The sequence below is a fragment of the Pseudomonas sp. RIT288 genome (genome assembly GCF_000631985.1).
Classification (GTDB): Bacteria; Pseudomonadota; Gammaproteobacteria; order Pseudomonadales; family Pseudomonadaceae; genus Aquipseudomonas.
In genome coordinates, this window is record NZ_JFYN01000012.1 from 331,192 (window position 1) to 351,854 (window position 20,663).

At 60.6% G+C, this 20,663-nt stretch carries 15 protein-coding genes; 7 read left to right on the forward strand and 8 right to left on the reverse strand.

Annotated features, from left to right (window positions below; all coding sequences use genetic code 11):
- The first annotated feature begins 203 nt into the window (after positions 1–203).
- Positions 204–497, forward strand: a complete 294-nt coding sequence (locus BW33_RS13175; protein ID WP_003227685.1) for a co-chaperone GroES — start codon at positions 204–206, stop codon at positions 495–497.
- Between the two features lie 49 nt (positions 498–546).
- Positions 547–2,193 (forward strand): chaperonin GroEL, encoded by a 1,647-nt coding sequence (gene groL / locus BW33_RS13180; RefSeq protein ID WP_007964008.1) that lies wholly within the window; start codon positions 547–549, stop codon positions 2,191–2,193.
- A 259-nt stretch (positions 2,194–2,452) separates the two neighbouring features.
- Here groL and BW33_RS13185 read toward each other — a convergent pair whose 3' ends face one another.
- Entirely contained in the window at positions 2,453–4,402 is a 1,950-nt protein-coding gene (locus tag BW33_RS13185; RefSeq protein WP_047599407.1) for an LTA synthase family protein, read from the reverse strand.
- 203 nt (positions 4,403–4,605) lie between these two features.
- On the opposite strand from BW33_RS13185, the gene colR reads away from it, so the two are divergent.
- The 5 genes from colR (at position 4,606) to BW33_RS13210 (ending at position 8,473) form a co-directional block, all read left to right on the forward strand.
- Positions 4,606–5,289: a two-component system response regulator ColR gene (gene colR, locus BW33_RS13190; RefSeq protein WP_047599408.1), complete on the forward strand. Its 684-nt coding sequence runs from the start codon at positions 4,606–4,608 to the stop codon at positions 5,287–5,289.
- On the forward strand, positions 5,279–6,553 hold the full coding sequence (locus tag BW33_RS13195; protein WP_047599409.1) for a sensor histidine kinase: 1,275 nt from the start codon (positions 5,279–5,281) through the stop codon (positions 6,551–6,553). Before colR ends, BW33_RS13195 begins: the two co-directional genes overlap by 11 nt.
- Before the next feature lie 303 nt (positions 6,554–6,856).
- Positions 6,857–7,525 (forward strand): class I SAM-dependent methyltransferase, encoded by a 669-nt coding sequence (locus BW33_RS13200; RefSeq protein WP_047599411.1) that lies wholly within the window; start codon positions 6,857–6,859, stop codon positions 7,523–7,525.
- 4 nt (positions 7,526–7,529) lie between these two features.
- Positions 7,530–8,243: a lipopolysaccharide kinase InaA family protein gene (locus BW33_RS13205; RefSeq protein WP_047599412.1), complete on the forward strand. Its 714-nt coding sequence runs from the start codon at positions 7,530–7,532 to the stop codon at positions 8,241–8,243.
- Positions 8,244–8,245: 2 nt separating this feature from the next.
- Positions 8,246–8,473, forward strand: a complete 228-nt coding sequence (locus tag BW33_RS13210) for a hypothetical protein (protein WP_025111684.1) — start codon at positions 8,246–8,248, stop codon at positions 8,471–8,473.
- A gap of 216 nt (positions 8,474–8,689) precedes the next feature.
- On the opposite strand, the gene BW33_RS13215 is transcribed toward BW33_RS13210, so the two are convergent.
- From BW33_RS13215 to BW33_RS13245, 7 genes are all read right to left on the reverse strand, one after another.
- Positions 8,690–11,719, reverse strand: a complete 3,030-nt coding sequence (locus BW33_RS13215; RefSeq protein WP_047599413.1) for a multidrug efflux RND transporter permease subunit — start codon at positions 11,717–11,719, stop codon at positions 8,690–8,692.
- A 13-nt stretch (positions 11,720–11,732) separates the two neighbouring features.
- Positions 11,733–12,881: an efflux RND transporter periplasmic adaptor subunit gene (locus BW33_RS13220; RefSeq protein WP_047599414.1), complete on the reverse strand. Its 1,149-nt coding sequence runs from the start codon at positions 12,879–12,881 to the stop codon at positions 11,733–11,735.
- 181 nt (positions 12,882–13,062) lie between these two features.
- Positions 13,063–14,163 carry a DUF1513 domain-containing protein gene (locus tag BW33_RS13225; protein WP_047599415.1) on the reverse strand — a complete coding sequence of 367 codons (1,101 nt, stop codon included), beginning with the start codon at positions 14,161–14,163 and terminating at the stop codon, positions 13,063–13,065.
- A 14-nt stretch (positions 14,164–14,177) separates the two neighbouring features.
- Positions 14,178–15,242 carry an imelysin family protein gene (locus BW33_RS13230; protein WP_047599417.1) on the reverse strand — a complete coding sequence of 355 codons (1,065 nt, stop codon included), beginning with the start codon at positions 15,240–15,242 and terminating at the stop codon, positions 14,178–14,180.
- Positions 15,243–15,268: 26 nt separating this feature from the next.
- On the reverse strand, positions 15,269–16,696 hold the full coding sequence (locus tag BW33_RS13235; RefSeq protein WP_047599419.1) for a di-heme oxidoreductase family protein: 1,428 nt from the start codon (positions 16,694–16,696) through the stop codon (positions 15,269–15,271).
- 317 nt (positions 16,697–17,013) lie between these two features.
- On the reverse strand, positions 17,014–18,354 hold the full coding sequence (locus BW33_RS13240) for an imelysin family protein (RefSeq protein ID WP_047599420.1): 1,341 nt from the start codon (positions 18,352–18,354) through the stop codon (positions 17,014–17,016).
- Between the two features lie 244 nt (positions 18,355–18,598).
- Positions 18,599–20,650 carry a putative bifunctional diguanylate cyclase/phosphodiesterase gene (locus BW33_RS13245; protein WP_027612474.1) on the reverse strand — a complete coding sequence of 684 codons (2,052 nt, stop codon included), beginning with the start codon at positions 20,648–20,650 and terminating at the stop codon, positions 18,599–18,601.
- Between the last annotated feature and the right edge of the window lie 13 nt (positions 20,651–20,663).

Below are 20,663 nucleotides of genomic sequence, written 5' to 3' on the forward strand. Positions count from 1 at the left end.
GGGCAAATGATGAAAAATTTTCTGCCCCCGCCCTTGTAATAAGCTTATGCGCCCTTATGTATCGGTCACCGAAAGGTTTCCGGCATTTGAGTCGGACAGACTTCCGCGGCTCGCTCGACGAACCGCAACCGGCGCAGGCCGGATTTGTTAAACCCGCCGGGACTACACCGGCCGATGAAAACCACAATTAGGAGAGATCGACAATGAAGCTTCGTCCTCTGCATGACCGCGTCGTCATCCGTCGCAGCGAAGAAGAAAAGAAAACCGCTGGCGGTATCGTCCTGCCAGGTTCGGCTGCTGAAAAAGCCAACCACGGTGTGATCGTCGCTGCAGGCCCGGGCAAGACCCTGGAAAACGGTGAAGTGCGTGCGCTGGCCGTTAAAGTCGGCGACAAGGTTGTGTTCGGTCCTTACTCCGGCAGCAACACTGTGAAAGTCGACGGCGAAGACCTGCTGGTAATGGCTGAGAACGAGATTCTCGCTGTACTGGAAGGCTGATACCCCGCTCATTTTCCCGCTACTACAAAGTATTTAAGGAATATCGATCATGGCTGCTAAAGAAGTTAAGTTCGGCGATGCCGCCCGCTCCAAGATGCTCAAAGGCGTCAACGTTCTGGCTGACGCGGTAAAAGCGACCCTGGGCCCGAAAGGCCGTAACGTGATCCTCGAGAAGAGCTTCGGCGCTCCGACCATCACCAAGGACGGCGTTTCCGTCGCCAAAGAAATCGAACTCGAAGATCGCTTCGAAAACATGGGCGCGCAGCTGGTCAAAGACGTTGCCTCCCGTGCCAACGATGACGCTGGTGACGGTACTACCACCGCGACCGTTCTGGCTCAGTCGATCGTCAACGAAGGCCTGAAAGCCGTCGCTGCCGGCATGAACCCGATGGACTTGAAGCGCGGTATCGACAAAGCGACCATCGCGATCGTCAAAGAGCTCAAAGCCCTGTCCAAGCCATGCGCTGACACCAAGGCTATCGCTCAGGTCGGCACCATCTCCGCCAACTCCGACAACTCCATCGGCGACATCATTGCCGAAGCCATGGAAAAAGTCGGTAAAGAAGGCGTGATCACCGTTGAAGAAGGCTCGGGCCTGGAAAACGAACTGTCGGTTGTAGAAGGCATGCAGTTCGACCGTGGCTACCTGTCCCCGTACTTCGTCAACAAGCCGGACACCATGGTTGCCGAGCTCGACGGCCCGCTGATCCTGCTGGTCGACAAAAAGATCTCGAACATCCGCGAAATGCTGCCAGTGCTGGAAGCCGTTGCCAAAGCCGGCCGTCCACTGCTGATCGTTGCCGAAGACGTTGAAGGCGAAGCCCTGGCGACTCTGGTCGTGAACAACATGCGTGGCATCGTCAAGGTTGCAGCCGTCAAGGCGCCAGGCTTCGGCGACCGTCGCAAGGCCATGCTGCAGGACATCGCCGTTCTGACCGGCGGTACCGTGATCTCCGAAGAGATCGGCCTGAGCCTGGAAAGCACCACCCTGGAGCACCTGGGTAACGCCAAGCGCGTGACCCTGTCCAAGGAAAACACCATCATCGTTGACGGTGCTGGCGTACAAGGCGACATCGAAGCTCGTATCGCTCAGATCCGCGCCCAGGTTGCCGAGACTTCCTCGGACTACGACCGTGAAAAACTGCAAGAGCGTCTGGCCAAGCTGTCCGGCGGCGTTGCAGTGATCAAGGTTGGCGCTGGTTCCGAAGTTGAAATGAAAGAGAAGAAGGCCCGCGTTGAAGACGCCCTGCACGCAACCCGTGCAGCCGTTGAAGAAGGCGTGGTACCTGGCGGTGGCGTTGCGCTGATCCGTGCTCTGGAAGCCCTGACCGAACTGACCGGCGACAACGCTGACCAGAACGTCGGTATCGCTGTGCTGCGTCGCGCTGTTGAAGCGCCGCTGCGTCAGATCGCTGCCAACTCCGGCGACGAGCCAAGCGTAGTGGTCAACGAAGTGAAGAACGGCAAAGGTAACTTCGGTTACAACGCTGCTTCGGGCGAATACGGCGACATGATCGAAATGGGCATCCTGGACCCAACCAAGGTAACCCGTTCCGCTCTGCAAGCTGCAGCCTCGATCGGCGGTCTGATCCTGACCACCGAAGCGGCTGTTGCTGATGCACCGAAGAAAGAAGGCTCGGCTGGCGGCGGTATGCCAGACATGGGCGGCATGGGTGGCATGGGCGGCATGATGTAAGCCAGCCTTGACCCTGTAACGAAAAACCCCGCCTGCGATGAGCAGGCGGGGTTTTTTATTGCCCGGATTTCAAGCTTCACACCGTCCCCTGTGGGAGCGAGCCTGCTCGCGAAAGCAATCCAGTGTCCACTACAGCTGTGACGCATACACAGCATTCGCGAGCAGGCTCGCTCCCACATTGGGATCTGGATTTCCTGTGATAACCGGTTGAACAAAAAAAACGCCCCGGTGCATCAGCCCGGGGCGTCTCTATTGACGATTACTGCTCGCTGACCTGGACAGTGCTGTCCTTCGCCGGCTTCCAGCTCAACAACTGCTGTTTGAAGCCATAACTGGCCGCCTGGTAATACGCAATCGCCCGACTGACCAGCGGGTCGTCGCTGCTGACCCGCGACTCGCGGCTTTCGGTCAGCGCGTCATCATGCCGGCGCAAGCTCTGGTGCGGACTGAGAATCGCCAGATCCTTGCCATCGAACAGACCCAGATGCTGATAGTTGCCGACCACCACACGCGGTGGCAGCGGGTTGTCCTGCAGCAGGTTGCGACCGAAGAACGTCGAGGTGTAATCCAGATTGAGCAAACCCAGCAGCGTCGGGGCCAGATCGATCTGGCTGGCCAGTTGCGCGCTCTCGCGTGCCTCGATGATTTTCGGCGCGTAGATGAACAGCGGGATCTGATAGTTGGCGATCGGCAAGTCTTCCTTGCCGGCGCTGCCCGCGGTGTGATCGGCGACGAAGATGAAGATCGTGTTGTCGAACCACGGCTTCTGCCGCGCCTGCTCAAGGAACTGACCAATCGCGAAGTCGGTGTACTTCACCGCGCCATCACGGCCGTTGCCGGATTTGATGTCGATCCGGTTGTCCGGATAGGTATAAGGACGATGGTTGGACGTGGTCATCAGTTGCAGCAGGAACGGTTGTTGTTTGGCGTAGTCGGCATCCGCCAGTTTCAGAGTCTGGCGGTACAGATCTTCGTCGGCCATGCCCCAGGCGTTCTTGAAGTGGATCTCGGCTTCATCGACGCTGCTTTGGTCAACGACGCGATAGCCGTTGCCGCTGAAGAATGCGTTCATGTTGTCGAAGTAACCGCGTCCGCCGTAGACAAACACGCTGTCGTAACCCACCGCGCTCAACTGCTGGCCAAGGCTGGCGAAACCGCTTTCACGGCCGATGCGCTTGACGATCGAACGGCCGGGCGTCGGCGGGATGGCCAGGGTGATCGCTTCCAGACCGCGGTCGGTGCGGGTGCCGGTGGCGTAGAAGTTGTTGAAGTACAGGCTCTGCTTGCGCAAGGCGTCGAGGTTGGGCGTCAGGTTGCGACCGTCGCCATTGCTGCCCAGGTACTTGGCGCTGAGGCTTTCGATGGTCACCAGCACAATGTTCGGCTTGCGCGGGGTGCCCGGGTTGTCGATCACCCGGCGGATGTCCTGTGGATCCTTGCCGATGAAGCGTGCGTCGCTTTCGCTCAACTCGGCGCGGATCTGGCTGGCGACTTTTTCTGCCGGCAGGCTCTTGTAGAACTGGGTGTAGTCCAGTTCATTGTTACGGAACGCGGCGAAGAACTGATACGGGCCGTTGCTGGCCAGTTCGTTCTGGTAGGCGTTGCCGCCCTGGGCGCGCGGTGCGTCCTGACTGAGCAGTTGCAGGCTCAGACCCGCGACGATCAACAGGCCCAATGCACTGAGCAGACGCCCGCGCAGCGCTGGCAGCGGAGCATTCATGGCAGCATTGAACGGCTTGCCCAAGGCAAAACTGATCACCACGGCGAGTACCGCGAGGAGACTCAGCAGCTTGCCGATCGGGTACGACTCGAGGACGTTGTTCAGCACCTCGTCCGAGTACACCAGGTAATCGACGGCGATGAAGTTGAAGCGCACGCCGAACTCGTCCCAGAACAGCCATTCGGCCACCGCCACGAACAGCATGGCGAACAGGCTGATGGTCAGCAGAGCGCGCAGGAACCCGCGATGTCCACGACGCCGCCACAGGCCCGGCGGGCAGAGCAGCAGGTACAAGCCCATCGGCAGCGCCGCGTAGGCAAGGAAACCCAGGTCGTAGAGCGCGCCGATGCCGAACACCGACAGGGCGAAGCCGCCGGCCTCATCCAGGTGAGTCAGCAGTAATACTGCTCGGGTCAGAAGAAAGAAGACCAGCCAGGCGCCGGTGATGAGCAACAGAAAGCGCAGGGGCGCAGTCTTGAAAGGGGCCATTGTCTGGTTTTCCTGATATCAGTGGCGCGCGAGTTTCGCGGCGTCACTGTCGTCAGGTTGTGAATCGACAGTGAAAACTTTGTTAAACATTTAATTTGCCTGGGCAAATTGATTTGCACGCCTGTCGGCCCTAGCCCTGAGCCGGCGATGGCCTTAAGCTGCGCGGGCCATGACGGCCGTCACTGTGTACGGAGGAGATGCCAATGCGAATTCTATTGGTCGAAGACAACCGCGATATCCTGGCCAACCTGGCCGATTACCTGGGGCTCAAAGGCTATACCGTCGATTGCGCCCAGGACGGCTTGTCGGGCCTGCATCTGGCTGCCACCGAACATTACGACCTGATCGTGCTCGATATCATGCTGCCGGGGATCGACGGCTACACCCTGTGCAAGCGCCTGCGTGAAGACGCCCGACGCGATACGCCGGTGATCATGCTCACCGCCCGCGATCAACTCGACGACCGCCTGCAGGGCTTCAAGTCCGGGGCCGACGATTACCTGGTCAAACCGTTTGCGTTGTCGGAACTGGCGGCGCGCATCGAAGCCGTGATGCGTCGCACCCAGGGTGGCGGCCGTCGTGCGCTGCAGGTCGGCGACTTGTCCTATGACCTCGATACCCTGGAGGTGACCCGCGAGGGCAAGCTGCTCAAACTCAACCCGGTCGGCCTGAAGCTGCTGGCGGTCTTGATGCAGAAGAGTCCGCACGTCCTGCGCCGGGAAATTCTCGAAGAAGCGCTTTGGGGGGATGACTGCCCGGACAGCGACAGCTTGCGCAGCCACGTCCACCAATTGCGTCAGGTGATCGACAAGCCCTTCGCCAAGCCGTTGCTGCACACCGTGCACGGCGTGGGTTACCGCTTGGCCGAGGGGCGTGATGGAGTTTAAGCAGAGCCTTTCCCAGCGGATCATCATCGCCTTTGCGCTGATGAGTGCGCTGGTGGCCGGTGCCTTCGCCATGGGCATCGTGGCAACCGTGCACCTGGTGGAGGAGAAACTGATTTCGGCAGGACTGGGCGGTGACCTGCAACGTCTGCTGTTGATGGACAACGTCTCGGACTGGAGCCATCGCCCGGAACCGGACCAGTTGTTCTATTTCAGCGGCGGGCCGGGTGATTTCGAACTGCCCAAGGATCTGCGTCACCTCGATGCGGGGTTCCACGAAGTGTTCCGCGAGCAGCTGTCGTATCACGCGATGGTCGAGATCGTCGACGGTCGTCGTTACGTGTTGCTGCAGGATCAAAGTGATTTCGAAGAGCGCGAACGCGTGCTGTTTGCCGTGGTGCTGGTGGGTTTTGTGCTCAGTCTGGCGCTGGCGGTGTTCCTCGGCTGGGTGCTGGCGCGAAAAGTCATGGCGCCAGTGGTGCGCCTGGCACGGCAAGTGCGGCATCGCGATCAACTGCTGGGGCTGGCGCCGCCGCTGGCACCGGACTATGCGGCTGACGAAGTCGGCGAACTGGCGGTGGCGTTCGATGCCACGCTGGGGCGCTTGCGTCAGGCGCTGACCCGCGAGCGGCTGTTTACCAGCGATGTCAGCCACGAACTGCGCACACCGTTGATGGTACTGGCCAGTTCCTGCGAACTGCTGCTGGAAAATCCGGGACTGGATCAACGCGGCCGTGCCCAGGTCGAGCGCATCGCTCGCGCCAGTGAAGAAATGCGCGAACTGGTGCAGACCTTCCTGATGCTCGCCCGCGCCCAGCGTGAAGATGCCGGTTCAGCGCCGCAGCAGAACCTTGCCCAAGTGGCCGACGGACTGCTGAGTATCTGGCGCGAACCGATCAAATCGAAAGGTCTGCAGCTGTTGTTCGAGCCGGGCAACCCGCCGGACACGTGCTTCAACGCCACCCTGCTCGGCGCGGTCATGGGTAATCTGCTGCGCAACGCCTGCCACTACACCGAGCACGGATTCATTCGCCTGACACTCAACGACCACGGTTTCGTCGTCGAAGATTCGGGCGTCGGCATTCCCGAGGAAAAGCGCGAAGCCATGTTCCAGCCATTCGTGCGCGGCAATGAGAAGCGCGGCGAAGGCCTGGGCCTGGGCTTGTCGCTGGTCCAGCGGATCTGTGAAAACCAGGGCTGGGAGGTGACGTTGAGCACCATGCAGCCCAATGGCTGCCGTTTCGAGGTAACCCTGGGTCAGCGTTGAACCCCAAACCCAGGCGGCCGCACCCTGAGTGCTGGCATTTGATGACGCCTTCGCGAGCACGCTCGCTCCCACAGAGATCTGCGGTACAAAGGTGGGAGCGAGCCTGCTCGCGAAGGGGCTGAACGGCGGTCTTGAATCAGCAGTGGCCGCCGGATTCAGCTAATGGCCCCGCGCTATTGCTTTCTCCCTGTAAAACCCTGTAATAATTTGCCGGTTTACCTGACGTAATTTTCACAAAGGGACGACCTGACGCTGACATGCCAGTACCTATGGTAAGGGCATCAGTTATTCAGGAGTTCCGCAATGAGCAGACCGATCAAGCTCGATTTTTCCGAAAAGTATGATGACCAGCATGCGCAAAAATATTTGCGCAAGCATCAGGACGGCCTCGGTCGTCGGTTGTCACATTGGCGCGACGAGCAGTTGGCCCGCAAGGCGTTGACGCTGGCGGGCGAGCCGGGGCTGGTGCTTGATCTGCCCTGCGGTGCAGGACGCTTCTGGCCGTTGCTGGCGGAGAAACCCAATCGAGTGATCATTGGCGCGGACAATTCCGAGTCGATGATCAAGACCGCGCTGCAGGCGCAACCGGCTGATGTGGTGAAACGGGTACAACCTTTGCACACGTCTGCGTTCGACATTGCCTTGCCGGATAACGCCGTCGACAGCATTTTCTGCATGCGTTTGCTGCATCACATCGGTGAAGCCGAACATCGGCAGACGATTTTGCGCGAATTCGAGCGTGTCACCCGTGACAGTGTGATCATTTCGTTGTGGGTCGACGGTAATTTCAAGGCCTGGAAACGCAAACGCGCTGAACAGCGTCGTGGGCAGGAAGGTTACCAAAACCGGTTTGTGTTACCGGCTGTGACAGTAGAAAAAGAATTCGAAGCGGCAGGTTTTCGCATTCAGGAACAACTGGACTTTATTCCGCTCTATGCCATGTGGCGGGTCTACGTATTACGCAAGAGGTAGCAGGATGGCGGTGCAAATAGCAGCAGAAACGGAAGTCGCTCCCCAGGATCGCTTCGATTACTACTGGAACCAGCGCGGTGAATGGGTGGAAGAACCCAACGTGCGCCGTGGCGGGGAAAGTGGTGTGCAACGAGTCGTGGGCCGTGACGGCCAGTTAATGTATGCCAAGCGCCAGACCGGACATATCTATCGCAGTTGGTTGCACCCATTTGGCCGGCCGACAGTCCTGCGTGAGCTGGATGCGCTGACCGGTGTCAGCCGCCTCGGCGTCCGTGTCCCGCAAATCGTCTTCTGCGGCGCGCAGCCCGATCCGCAATACAAGTGGCGCGCGCTGTTGGTGACCAAGTCGCTGGACGGTTTCGACGAACTGGAAAAGTGGGAAGCCGCTGGCGGCCGTGCCCAATATGGCGAAGCGGTTTACGAGCGCGTCCTTAAAGACCTCGCCGAAAACCTCGCGCGCATGCACAAGGGCCGTTGGCAGCACAGCTGCATTTACATCAAACATGTATTTGTACGGGTGACTGGCGCAGGTGATTCGGCCCAGGTCGAAGTGGCATTGATCGATCTGGAGAAATGCCGTCAGCGTCTGACCGCTTATCGCGCGGCCTCCCATGACATGAAGCAATTGCGTCGCCATTCGTCGTTCAGCGACACGGACTGGAAAAAACTCGTCTACTTTTACGAGACGGCGTTTGGCAGCGCTATCAAAGGTTTATAGCGATGAAACTCGAAATTGCACGAGGTTTGTTTTTGGTTGGAGCCTTGGCAGTTGCTTCATTGGCGGTGGCGGCCTGGGAGCAGCCCCGCATGCAGGTGATCGGTGCTACCACAGGCGATGCTCACTGCGCAGTACCACGGGTGGCGAAAGCCTCCGTGGCCACTAAACCTGATCATGATTTATTGCTGTTCATGTTCGGACTTTCTCAAGGGATGAGGCCACAGAGTTGAACCGATTGAAGCCAAAATGAAAGGCCTCGCAAATGCGAGGCCTTTTTTATGGATGAATGAAAACTTCCTCTGATAAAAATTCACTCTGTAGGAGCTGCCGAAGGCTGCGATCTTTTGCTCTTTGTTTTCAAGATCAAGATCAAAAGATCGCAGCCTTCGGCAGCTCCTACAGGGTCAGGGTCAGGGTCAGGGACAGGGGAAGGGGAAGGGGCAGGGTCATGATTTGGGATCGGGCTTTGCCAGCAGCGTGTAGATGCACGGCAAAACGAACAGCGTGAACAGCGTCCCGATCGACATCCCCGTGGCAATCACCATCCCGATATCGAACCGGCTCACGGCGCCCGCACCGGTCGCCAGAATCAACGGCACCATGCCGAACACCATCGCCGCCGTGGTCATCAACACCGGGCGCAAACGAATTGCCGCGGCTTCCTCGACCGCTTCGCGCGCATTCAGGCCTTTGTCCTTGCGTAACTGGTTGGCGAATTCGACGATCAGGATCCCGTGCTTGCTGATCAGCCCGATCAGGGTTACCAGCCCGACCTGGGTGTAGATGTTCATGCTCGACCAGCCAAGGAACAGCGGAATCAACGCACCGCAGATCGACAGCGGCACCGTCACCAGAATCACCAGTGGATCGCGGAAGCTTTCGAACTGCGCCGCCAGCACCAGGAAAATGATCGCCAGCGCCAGGGCGAAGGTTACCCACAGTGCGCTGCCTTCCTGCACGTATTGTCGCGAGGCGCCGCCATAGTCGAAGGCAAATCCGGCTGGCGCTTCTTCCCGGGCGATCTGCCGCACGGTGTCGATGGCTTCGCCCATGCTGACCAGCGGGAATCCGGAAATCTTCGCCGCGTTGAGTTGCTGGAACTGGTTGAGCTGGCGCGGTCGCGCCCGGTCGCTGAGCTTGATCAGGGTCGACAATGGCAGCAGCTCGCCCTGGGTGTTTTTCACGTAGTAATTGTTCAGCCAGCCGGGATTTTCGCGGTACGGTCGTTCGACCTGGGCAATCACCTTATAACTGCGGCCTTCGATGGTGAAACGGTTGATTTCCGCCTCGCCCAGCAGCGTCGCCAGGGTACTGCCGAGGTCAAGCATCGACACGCCCATCTGCGCGGCTTTGGCACGGTCGATATCAACCACCACTTCCGGCTTGTCGAACGCCAGATCAAGGTCGACGAAGGCGAACTTGCCGGACTCCATGGCGCGTTTCTTGATCCGGTCGGCCACTTGCAGCAGCAATTCGTAGTCGTTGGCAGTATTGACCACGAATTCAAACGGCAAACCTTCACCGGTGCCGGGCAGGGAGGGCAGGTTGAAGCCAAAGATCTGCAAGCCTGGAATGCCTTCCAGTTTGCCTTGTACTTCGGGCAGGATCTGCATCTGGGTACGACTGCGCTCGTTCCATGGCTTGAGCAGGAAGCCGCCGATGCCCGCTTGCACACCGTTGTAGCCGTTGATCTGGAACGAGGAGTAGTACTCCGGAAACTCCTTGAAGATCTTGATGAATTCGTCGGTATAGGTGCTCAGGTAATCGAGGTTGGTCGGCTGCGGGGCGCTGGCCATCATGAAAATGATGCCCTGATCCTCATCCGGTGCCAGTTCCGACTTGGTGAATTTGAGAAACACCGGGATCAGGCACAGCACGATCACCGCGAACACCAGCACCACCGGCCGCGTATTCAGTGTGCCGTGGAGCATGCTCTGGTAGCGGCGCTTGAGTCTGTCGAAAATACGGTCGAGGCGGTGCGCCAGGCCACTGGGGTTTTCTTCGTGGCGCAACAGCAGGGCGCACATCATCGGCGACAGGGTCAGGGCAACGATCCCGGAGATCACCACGGCGCCGGCCAGAGTCAGGGCGAACTCCTTGAACAAGGCCCCGGTCAGTCCGGTGAGGAAGCCGATCGGCGCATACACCGCCGCCAGGGTGATGGTCATCGACACCACCGGCATGGCGATTTCCCGTGCACCTTCCAGCGCGGCCTCCAGCGGCGTCTTGCCCTCCTCGATATGCCGGTGGATGTTCTCCACCACCACGATGGCGTCGTCCACCACCAGACCGATGGCCAGCACCATCGCCAACAGGGTCAGGAGGTTGATCGAGTAGCCCATCATCTGCATGAAGAACATCACGCCGATCATCGACAGCGGGATGGTCACCACCGGGATCACCACCGAACGCAGCGCGCCGAGGAACAGGAACACCACCACGATCACGATCAGCACCGCTTCGAACAGGGTTTTCACCACTTCGTCGATCGAGGCCTGGATGAACTGGGTGGCGTCGTAGGCAATCTCGCTCTTGAGGTTGGGCGGCAATTGCGCTTCCAGCTCCGGCATCAGCTTGCGTACTTCCTTGATCACGTCCAGCGGGTTGGCGCCTGGGGTGGCCTTGATGCCGATGTACACCGATGGCGTGCCGCCGAACGAGCTGATCGAGTCGTAGTTTTCCGCGCCCATCTCGACCCGCGCGACATCGCTGAGCAGTACGCGGCTGTCGCCACTGACCTTGAGCGGAATCGCGGCGAAGGCTTCGGCGGATTTCAGTTCAGTGTTGGCGTTGATGCTGGTGACCACGTACTCGCCCTTCACCTCGCCGGCGGCGGAGAGGAAGTTGTACTGGCGCACCGCGTTGGTCACGTCGCTGGCGCTGAGGCCGAAACCGGCGAGCTTCACCGGGTCGAGCCACAGGCGCATGGCAAATACCTGATTGCCGAGTATCTCCGCTTCGGCCATGCCCGGCAGGGTCGCCAGTTTCGGCTGGATCACCCGCGACAGGTAGTCGGTGATCTGCGGGTTGCTCAAGTCCTTGCTGAAGAAACTGATGTACATCAGCGCCGAGGCGTCGGCCGATTCCTTGCTCAGCACCGGGTCTTCGGCGTCCTGCGGCAGTTTGTTCTTCACCTCGTTGGCCTTGGCCAGCAGTTCGGTAAACAAACGGTCGGTGTTGGAACCGATGCGCGCGTAGATCGAGATCACCGAGAAGTTCTGGCGACTGACCGAGGTCATGTAATCAATGCCCTCGGCGCTGGCGAGGCTCTGTTGCATCGGTTGGGTGATGTAGCCCTGAATGGTCTCGGCGTTGGCCCCGGGGTAGGCGGTGGTCACCGTGATCAGGGCGTTTTCCATTTGCGGGTACTGGCGCAGCGGCAGTTTGCTCCAGGCCTGGAAACCCAGCAGCACAATCAGCAGGCTGACCACGGTGGCGAGCACCGGGCGGCGGATGAACGGATCGGTAAAAGCCATGGGGATTCCTTGATCAGTCGGCGCGAGGCGGACTGTTCTGCTCGCCGAGGGTCTTGTCGTCGCTGATGGCAATGTGTGCGCCGTTGTCCAGTTTGATCTGGCCGGCGGTCACCACTTGTTCGCCGCTCTGCACGCCCTTGTTGATCATCACCAGGCCATCGCGGCGCTCACCGGTCTCGATGAAGCGGCGCTCGGCGATCAGTACCGGCTGGCCCTTGTCGTCTTTTTCGACACTGCCGTCCTCGGCCTTTTTCTGCCCGACCACGTACAGCGAGTTGCCGTAGAGGGTGTAGGTGATCGCACTTTCCGGCACCACGATGTGTTTCTGCGGGTCGGGCAGCAATACGTCGAGGCTGGCGAACATGCCCGGCAGCAATTTGCCGTCGGGGTTGGCCAGGGTCGCGCGCACCAGAATATTGCGCGTGGTGCTCTCGACAATCGGGTTGATCGCGCTGATGGCACCGGGGAAGTTCTGCCCGGGATAGGCCGCGACGCCGATCTGCACCAGTTGACCGATGGCCAGTTTCGGTACCGATTGCTCGGGCACATAGAAATCGGCGTAGAGGCTGCTCAGGTCCTGCAGGGTGGCGATTTTGGTGCCGCTGGCGAGGTAGTCGCCGACATCCACCTGACGGATGCCGATGGTGCCGCTGAACGGCGCAAGGATGCGTTTTTTCGCCAGCGAAGCGTTGAGCTGATTGACCGTGGCCTTGTTCTTTTGCAACACGGCGGAGAGTCGGTCGTACTCGCCTTTGGAGATCGCGCGGCTGTCGACCAGTTGGCTGCCGCGACCGAAATCCAGTTGCGCCAGACCGAGGTCGGCCCTGGCGGTTTCCAGCAGGGCGGTTTCGACCGCGCTGTCGAGTTGCAGCAGTGGCTGCCCGGCCTTGACCTTCTGTCCGGATTCGAATTTGAGTTCGGTGACGGTGCCGGCGACTTCCAGACTCAGCTCGACGCCTTGCAAGGCCTTCAGCGAGCCGACGGTCGGCAGCCGCATCTGCCACGGCTGTTCGGTGGCGCGGGCCACGGCGACGCTGATCGGCGGTTTCGGTTTGGAGAAGCCCTGGATCATGGTGTAGATCGAAAAGGCTTTGTACCCGCCCAATACCAGGACGACCAGCAAGACAACACCCAACATGATCAGCATGCGGCGACGCAGCATATTTCCAGTTCCTTGGATAAATCAGGTGAGACAGGCGGGCACATTACTCCGAGTCAGGTGGGGATTCCAACTGCCAGTTTTTATAGGGGGGAGCGCAAAAAGATCGCAGCCTGCGGCAGCTCCTACATTGGAATGCGATCCCTGTAGGAGCTGCCGCAGGCTGCGATCTTTTAATGGCGGGTCACGCCATCAAATGCAGATGGTTGTCCCAGAGCCCCGCCGGCAGATCCAGCGGTTTGGCCAGCAGTTGATCCTGGCGGCAATCGTAGTAGCGGCAACGGCCTTGACCGGAAGTGACGACGAAACCGTCCTTCACCGCACCAACGCCGGCGCAATCGGGCAGCGGTGCGTCGAGACGCACTTCGCCGCTGTCCAGATCCCAGATGAAGAAGCGGTTGCCGCGCGGCGCGGTCAGCGCCACCAGCCGCAGTTCGCTGTGCACCGCGACGCTGGCGGTGTAATGACCCATCGACTGCAACTGATGCTCCGGCACCGGGAACGCCACGAAGGGCTGGCCCGGACGCTTGATCGCCAACAGCTCGGAACGCTCGTGCGAAGCGCCCATGAACTGCTGGCCGGCGACGATGGTGCCGTCGCTGGCGATGCCCAGGTGGCGCACGCTGTTCATCTGCTGCGCAAGGGTTTCCTTGCTCAGCAGGGTGCCATCACGCTGCATCAGCACCAGGCTCGGTTCCATGGCGTTGAGGTTCATGTCGACGCGGCTTTCGGCCTCGGTCCGGATCCCGCCGTTGGCCACCACCAGAGTTTCGCCATCGGGCATCCACGACACCTGATGCGGGCCGAGGCCATGGGTGGAAATCTCGCCGCTGTGCACCAGCCGCTCGCCTTCGAACTTGTACACCCCGAGCAGGCCACGCCCCGGATCAGTGGTGTCGTTCTCGGTGGCGTACAGGTACTCGCCGTCCTTGTGCACCACGGCGTGGCCGTAGAAATGCCGGTTCGGCAGCGAGGTCACGGTTTGCAGCAACGTCCCGTCGCGCAGGTCGATCAGGTAGCTCTCGGTGCCCGGGCGGCGGGCGACGAACAGCGCGATCGGCAGCGTCGGGTGGTTGATGATGTCGTGGCAGCGCTGGCCGACTTCGGTGGCGAACACCCGAGCACCGTCCAGCCGATAACCGACGGCGTAATGCTTGCCGTCGGTATCGTCGCGCGCCGAGAGCAACAACGGGCTCTGATCCTTGCGCTTGAACAGCGTCCAGCCGCCCAGTGTCACTGCTCCCAGCAGCAAACTACCTAAAGTCAGAGCCTGGCGTCGCAGCATGGCACTTGCCCTCATCAGTCACCGTCGTTGGCGTTGAAGCCCAGTTGGATGCCCAGCGCCTTGGCCAGTTCGCCTTCGTGCAGGCGATGGACGACGTTGAGGCTGTCGTAGAGATCGTTGAGCTGCTGCCGACCGGCGTCGTCCTGGAGCATTTCGGTCAGCGAGCGCTGGTTGCTGTCGAACAGTTTCAGCGACGCGGCGTAGGCGGCGTCGATCTTGTCCGCCAACGGTTTCTGCTCGGCCGGCAACAGACCGCGCAGGCCTTTGTTGTCGACGCCTTCCCAGACGGTTTTGGCAGCAGCGAGGCTGGCTTCCAGCGCGGTCAGCGACGACTGGCTGCGCCACGCATCAGCCTGGAACGGTTGCGGCACGCCTTTGCTCTGGCGGCCCATTGGCGTGCCGAGTTTTTTCTTCAGGGTGTCGAGTGCGGTGACCTGTACACGCAGCAGATCGGCGATCGCTTCGTGGGAGTCGGCGTAGCGCTGGTTGGGGAACTTGCTCATTTGCGCGAGCATGCCGTCGGTGTTGTTCCAGCTCTGCAGAATCTCTTCGGCCAGTTGCTTCTGGCGCTCGCCGATGGCGATCAGCAACGGGCAGTATTTGGTTTTCTGCTCGGCGTTGGCGACGTCCGGTTTTTCATCGAACAGGATGTACTCGTAAGCCGACAGGCCCTGCACCACCACGCTGGATTTGGCCAGTGCGGCGGCGTCGATCTGCGGCTGGGCGATCACCAGTTGCTCGACCTGACGGCCGACGAGGTTCTTTTTGTCCGGCCAGAACTGCACCTGCCACGAACGGTTGCCCTCGGCCAGTGGGCCGATCAGCAGCGGTTGCAGCTCGGCCCAGGCTTTCTGCGCGTGCAGGAAGTCGGCGCGGGCGGTTTCCAGGGTTTCCTTGCCCTGACAGTAGGCGAGGGCGCTGACCGCCAGTTGTTTGTCGGCTTCGACCCAACGGGTGTAGGTCGGCAGGATCACCGATTTGGCGATGGCCGCCGACGTGACCGCTTGCGGGTCCTGCGGCGAGCAGGCACCGAGGGCGAGTGCGGCAAGGCTGGTGAACAACAACTTGGGACGGAACATGTCGGACTCCCGATTCTTTTAAGTGTTTAAAGTGAGTTCAAGAACGCCAGCAGCGCAGCACGCTGCTCGGCGTTGAAAGACAAAACCTGTTGCTGCGCCTGCTGCGCTTCGCCGCCATGCCAGAGCACGGCTTCGAGCAGATTACGGGCGCGGCCGTCATGCAAGAACTGGGAGTGGCCGCTGACCGCTTGCGTCAGGCCGATGCCCCACAGCGGCGGGGTGCGCCAGTCGCGGCCGGAGGCCTGGAATTCAGTGCGGTTGTCGGCCAGACCGTCGCCCATGTCGTGCAGCAGCAGATCGCTGTACGGGCGAATCACTTGATTGGCCAGTTCAGGTTCGGCGGCGTTGGCGGCGGTGGTGTATTTCGGTGTGTGACAGGACTGGCAGCCAGCCTGGAAGAACAGGTTCTTGCCGGCCAGTACTTGTTCGTCGTTGACGCCACGACGCGCCGGTACCGCCAGGTTGCGCGTATAAAACAGCACCAGACGCAGGATGTTGTCGCTGACTTCCGGTTCACCGTCCGGGCCATTGCCGTTGGGGGCCTGTTTGCATGCGGTTTGCGCGTCGGTGCAGTCATCGAAGGGTCTGAGACTGGTGGTGAGGCCCATGTCTCCGGAAAATGCGTGGACATTCTGCTGATTGAGGTTCGGTTGCCCGGCTTTCCAGCCAAAGCGGCCGGCCACGGTTTTCTGTAACTCATCGTCCCAGACCCGATTTACGCGACCCTTAATGCCGTTGTTCTCTTTGGCCTGTGCGGCGGCGTTGGCGAGGATCGCTTCTTCGGGAATGGCTTCGAGCAGGCCGAGGCCGATCATCGGCGGCGCGACCCGGGCCGAGAAACGCGTGTCCGGGTGCATCGGGCCGTAGCCCAACTGAGTGAATTGCAGAACCGGTTTACGCAGCTCGACTTCGGTGCCGTCCTTGAAGCGGATCGGCACCGGAGTGTACTCGACCCGCACCTTGCCTTCCGGGGTGACGCCGGGCACGGCCATGTCCTGGAACTGGCCGCCGTAGACCGGCTCCGGCACCACGCCGACTTGCTCGATGACTTTGGCGTAGGCCGGCGAATCAGGAATCGACAGACGCACCAGCATCGACACCGCGTTCGCCGCATCCGGCGCTGGCGGGTGGCCGCGGCCGTCCTTGATGTGGCAGTTCTGGCAGGCGTTGGTGTTGAACAGCGGGCCGAGGCCATCGCGCGCGGTGGTGGTCGACGGGGCGATCACCCACGGACTGCGGAAGAAGCTGTTGCCGACGCTGAAGTCGACCCGGCGCGACGGCGGCAGATTGGCCGAAGGCAGCGAGAACGCATTCTGATCGGTCTTGCGCACGGTCGCCGCCCCGCCCGAACGCGCTTCACCGGGCTCAGCCTTGGTAAAGCGCGGGGCGTCATCGCAGGCACTCAGGCCCAGGGCCAGAAACAGTGCGGACAAGCGAAGAGGCAGCGAGGGCATCAGACATCCTGCGGACGGGCGAAAACAAAGGCGCAAAGTCTAACAGGGCGAGTGAGTTTGAATAAGAGGAATTATCGTTTGCTTGATATGGCGCAAGCCTTGAAACTCATGCAAACCCTGTGGGAGCGAGCCTGCTCGCGAAAGCGGTGTCCGCCGCGCTGACGATGTTGCGCCAGATGACGCCTTCGCGAGCAGGCTCGCTCCCACAGGGTTTGGTGGTGTACCTGATATCGAACACACCATGGAGCAGTGTTTTGTGTACGGCAGGCATGAAAAAGGCGACCCGAAGGTCGCCTTTTTCAGTCGAACGCGCGTGATCAGAACTCGTGATCAGCGTTGTCCGGGTTCAGGTCGCTGATGCCCAGCTTGCCGGCAGCGGCTTCGATCGAGCCGGTCTGCTTGACCAGTGCGGCGATGGCGTCACGCACGATCTGGTTGCCGGCAGTGTTGCCCGCAGCGATCAACTGGTCGTAGTGCTCACCCTTGTTGGCGTGATCGACCATGACCTGGATCTTCGCTTCGGTAGCGGCCAGATCGGCTTTCAGCGCGGTGTCGGCAGCCGGGTCGGCCTTGGCCACCAGCGACGACAGGCTGGCACCGGTCATCTTGGTGCCGTCAGTGCGGGTGTATTCACCCAGGTACACGTTACGAATGCCTTTGGCATCGTAGAAGTGCGAATTGTGGGTGTTGTCGCTGAAGCAATCCTGTTCGTCTTCCGGGGAGTTGGCTTCCAGGGAAACCTTCATGCGCTCGCCCGCCAGTTCGCCCAGGGACAGACTGCCCATGCCGAACAGCATTTTGCGCAGGCCGCTTTCAGCCGGCTCGGCTTCCAGGGTGGCGCGGTAGTTGTCAGCCACGTTCGGCTTCCAGTTGCCGACCATTTCTTCCAGGTCGCTGACCAGCAGTTGGGTCACGGCTTTCAGGTACGCACGGCGACGATCGTTGTGACCGCCGGTGGCGCCTGCGCCTTCCAGGTAGTCCGACGCCGGACGGTTGCCGGCGCCCGGGCCGGTGCCGTTCAGGTCCTGGCCCCAGAGCAGGAATTCGATGGCGTGGTAGCCGGTGGCGACGTTGGCTTCGGAACCGCCGAGTTCGTTGAGGCTGGCGAGTTTTTCCGGCGTGATGTCTTTCACGTCGACCTTGTCTTCGCCGACCTGCACTTCAGTGTTGGCGATGATGTTGGCGGTAGCGCCCGGGTTGCCCAGTGCGTGCTCGTAGGATTTGTCGACATAGTCGATCAGACCTTCGTCCAGCGGCCAGGCGTTCACCTGACCTTCCCAGTCGTCAATGATGGTGTTACCGAAGCGGAACACTTCGCTCTGCAGGTAAGGTACGCGGGCGGCGACCCAGGCAGCCTTGGCGGCTTTCAGCGTGTCGGCGTTCGGCTTGGCGAGGAACGCGTCGACCGCGGTTTGCAGGGTTTTCGCAGTGGATTCGGCATCGCTGTAGACGGCGAAGACCATGTCGGCATAGTGCGCGACCACAGCCTTGGCGGCGGCTTCGTCGACTTTACCGGCTGCGGCAGGAGCAGCGGCAGCGGTGCTGGCGGCCGGCGTCGGCGTGGCCGGGGCGGCAGCCTTGTCTTTGCCTTCGCCGCAACCGGCGAGGGAAATAGCGATGGCCAGCAGACTGGCGGTAGCCAGAGGCATACGAATCATGGCGAACATCCTGCTTCGGTAAATGAATGGACAGGGCGCGGGGGCGCGCAAAGCTGCGACATAATGCAAATCTTTCGCATTATGTGTAAAGGGCTGTGACTGGAAATATTTCTTGTTTACGCCAGTGTGTTGGCGCTGATCAAAAGATCGCAGCCTCGTTTCGCTCGACAGCTCCTACAGGGGAATGCGGATCCTGTAGGAGCTGCCGCAGGCTCGGGCCGCGATCGGACGATCTTTTGATCTTCTAGAGAATGGCAGCATTGGTGCGTTGGGCTTGCTTGAGGTACGCGGTCAGCTCCCGGGCAGGCAGCGGCTTGCTGTAGTGGTAGCCCTGACCTTCGTGGCAGCCTTCGGAGATGATGTAGGACTCCTGCTCGGCGGTTTCCACGCCTTCGGCAATCACCTGCATGCCCAGGCTTTTGCCCAGTTGTATGATCGCGCGAACGATGGTTGCATCGTCGTCGTCATCCAGCAGATCCTGGACGAAGCTCTTGTCGATCTTGATCTTGTCCAGCGGCAGGCTCTTCAGATAACTCAGCGATGAGTAGCCAGTGCCGAAGTCGTCAATGGCGATCAACGCCCCGGAACGGCGCAGGCTCAGCAGATGCTGGGCGGCGGTGCTGATGTCTTCCATCAGGCCGGTCTCGGTGACTTCCAGTTCCAGGCTGCGCGGCGGCAGGCGATAGATCTGCAGCAGGTTATTGACCACCCGCGGCAGCTCGGCGTGGTGCAGTTGCACGGTGGACAGGTTGACCGCCATGCGCAGATCGACGAAGCCCTGATCGTGCCATTCGCGTAATTGCTTGCAGGCCTGATCCAGCACCCACTCGCCGATGGCGATGATCGTGCCGTTCTGTTCGGCCAGCGGAATGAACAGGTCCGGCGGCACCAGGCCGTGTTCCGGATGCTGCCAGCGAATCAGCGCTTCGACCCCGACCACGCGGTGATCGCGGTAGCTGATCTGCGGCTGATAGACGAGGTAGAACTGGTCGCGAATCAGCGCATCGCGCAGGTCTTTTTCCAGTTCGCGACGGCGACGCATCTCGCTGTCGACGCTGGCGATGTAGAACTGATAGCGATTGCGCGAACGAGTCTTGGCCAACGTCATGGTCTGCTCGGCCTTCTGCAACAGCTTCTCGGTGCTGTCGCCGTCCTCGGGGAACAGGGTGATGCCGATGGTCGCGCGCAGGCGGATTTCCTGATGGTCGAGGGCAAACGCCGCTTCCAGATCATCGAGGATGCTTTGCGCCAGCTCTGCCGCTTCGTAAGGTTGTTCGATATCGGCCTGCACCAGCGCGAACTGGTCGCCGCCAAGCCGGGCGAGGGCGCCGAGGCGACCGCTGTGGGCGCGCAGCCGGTCGGCCAGCGCCAGCAGCAATTGGTCGCCGGTCTGGTAGCTGAACTGCTCGTTGATGCCTTTGAAATCATCCAGTCCCACGCACAACACCGCGACCCGGCGTTGCAGCTTGCCGGCGTCGACCAGAATCTTGTCCAGTTGCTGCTGCAATTGCTGGCGGTTCGGCAGGCCGGTGAGGAAGTCGTACTGGGCCATGCGCAGCAGGCTGTTTTCCGCTTCGTGGCGCAGGTGCGTGTTGCGTTCTATCGATTCGAGCAACTGGTTGGCGGTGTTGATCCAGATACCGAGTTCATTCTTTTCGTGACCCTTGAGCTGCGGAATCTTGTGCTCGCTGGGACGATCGGGATTGATTTCGGTCAGGTGCTCGATGATCCGCGACAGTGGCTTGGTCAGCAGCCAGTGATAGACCAGATACAGCACCAGGCCCATGGCCAGGGCGCGCAAGACGCCGGAAATGAAAATGATCACCGAACTGACAATGAAACTCTCGCCATAGGTGGCGGTGTCGAGGGTGATGCTCAGGTCGCCGTAATACTCGCTGTACGGGCCGCGACCGACCAATTGGGTGGTGAAGGTGCGTTCCTGACCGAGAATCAGATCAGTCAGCCAGCGGCTGTTGGAGTGCTGCAACTCACGGGATTTTTGCGCGAGCATCGCTTCGTTGGGATGGCCGATGGAGGCCTGGCGCACGGCGTCGTCCTGAAACAGGCCTTCGATCACCTGCATGCCCATTTCCCGGTCCAGGCTGTAGACCGCCTGAGTCGAGGGATCGCGGAACATGTCGAGGATGCGCTGCGCATCGCCGGCCACCGCCTGGCGGGTTTTATAAGCATCGAAAACAATCTGGGCGCAGCTCAAGACTACACCGACGATCAATGCCGAAAGGAGCACGACCCGGAGCAACTTCACCGACAAGCTGTTCTTGAGTTCCAGCTTCAAAGGGTAATTCCTT

Coding starts and splice junctions, on each gene's coding strand:
- BW33_RS13200 (WP_047599411.1), top strand. CDS start 6,857: ATGAGCAGACCGATCAAGCTCGATTTTTCCGAAAAGTATGATGACCAG.
- groL (WP_007964008.1), top strand. CDS start 547: ATGGCTGCTAAAGAAGTTAAGTTCGGCGATGCCGCCCGCTCCAAGATG.
- BW33_RS13240 (WP_047599420.1), bottom strand. CDS start 18,354: ATGATTCGTATGCCTCTGGCTACCGCCAGTCTGCTGGCCATCGCTATT.
- BW33_RS13195 (WP_047599409.1), top strand. CDS start 5,279: ATGGAGTTTAAGCAGAGCCTTTCCCAGCGGATCATCATCGCCTTTGCG.
- BW33_RS13235 (WP_047599419.1), bottom strand. CDS start 16,696: ATGCCCTCGCTGCCTCTTCGCTTGTCCGCACTGTTTCTGGCCCTGGGC.
- colR (WP_047599408.1), top strand. CDS start 4,606: ATGCGAATTCTATTGGTCGAAGACAACCGCGATATCCTGGCCAACCTG.
- BW33_RS13185 (WP_047599407.1), bottom strand. CDS start 4,402: ATGGCCCCTTTCAAGACTGCGCCCCTGCGCTTTCTGTTGCTCATCACC.
- BW33_RS13205 (WP_047599412.1), top strand. CDS start 7,530: ATGGCGGTGCAAATAGCAGCAGAAACGGAAGTCGCTCCCCAGGATCGC.
- BW33_RS13225 (WP_047599415.1), bottom strand. CDS start 14,163: ATGCTGCGACGCCAGGCTCTGACTTTAGGTAGTTTGCTGCTGGGAGCA.
- BW33_RS13210 (WP_025111684.1), top strand. CDS start 8,246: ATGAAACTCGAAATTGCACGAGGTTTGTTTTTGGTTGGAGCCTTGGCA.
- BW33_RS13175 (WP_003227685.1), top strand. CDS start 204: ATGAAGCTTCGTCCTCTGCATGACCGCGTCGTCATCCGTCGCAGCGAA.
- BW33_RS13230 (WP_047599417.1), bottom strand. CDS start 15,242: ATGTTCCGTCCCAAGTTGTTGTTCACCAGCCTTGCCGCACTCGCCCTC.
- BW33_RS13220 (WP_047599414.1), bottom strand. CDS start 12,881: ATGCTGCGTCGCCGCATGCTGATCATGTTGGGTGTTGTCTTGCTGGTC.
- BW33_RS13215 (WP_047599413.1), bottom strand. CDS start 11,719: ATGGCTTTTACCGATCCGTTCATCCGCCGCCCGGTGCTCGCCACCGTG.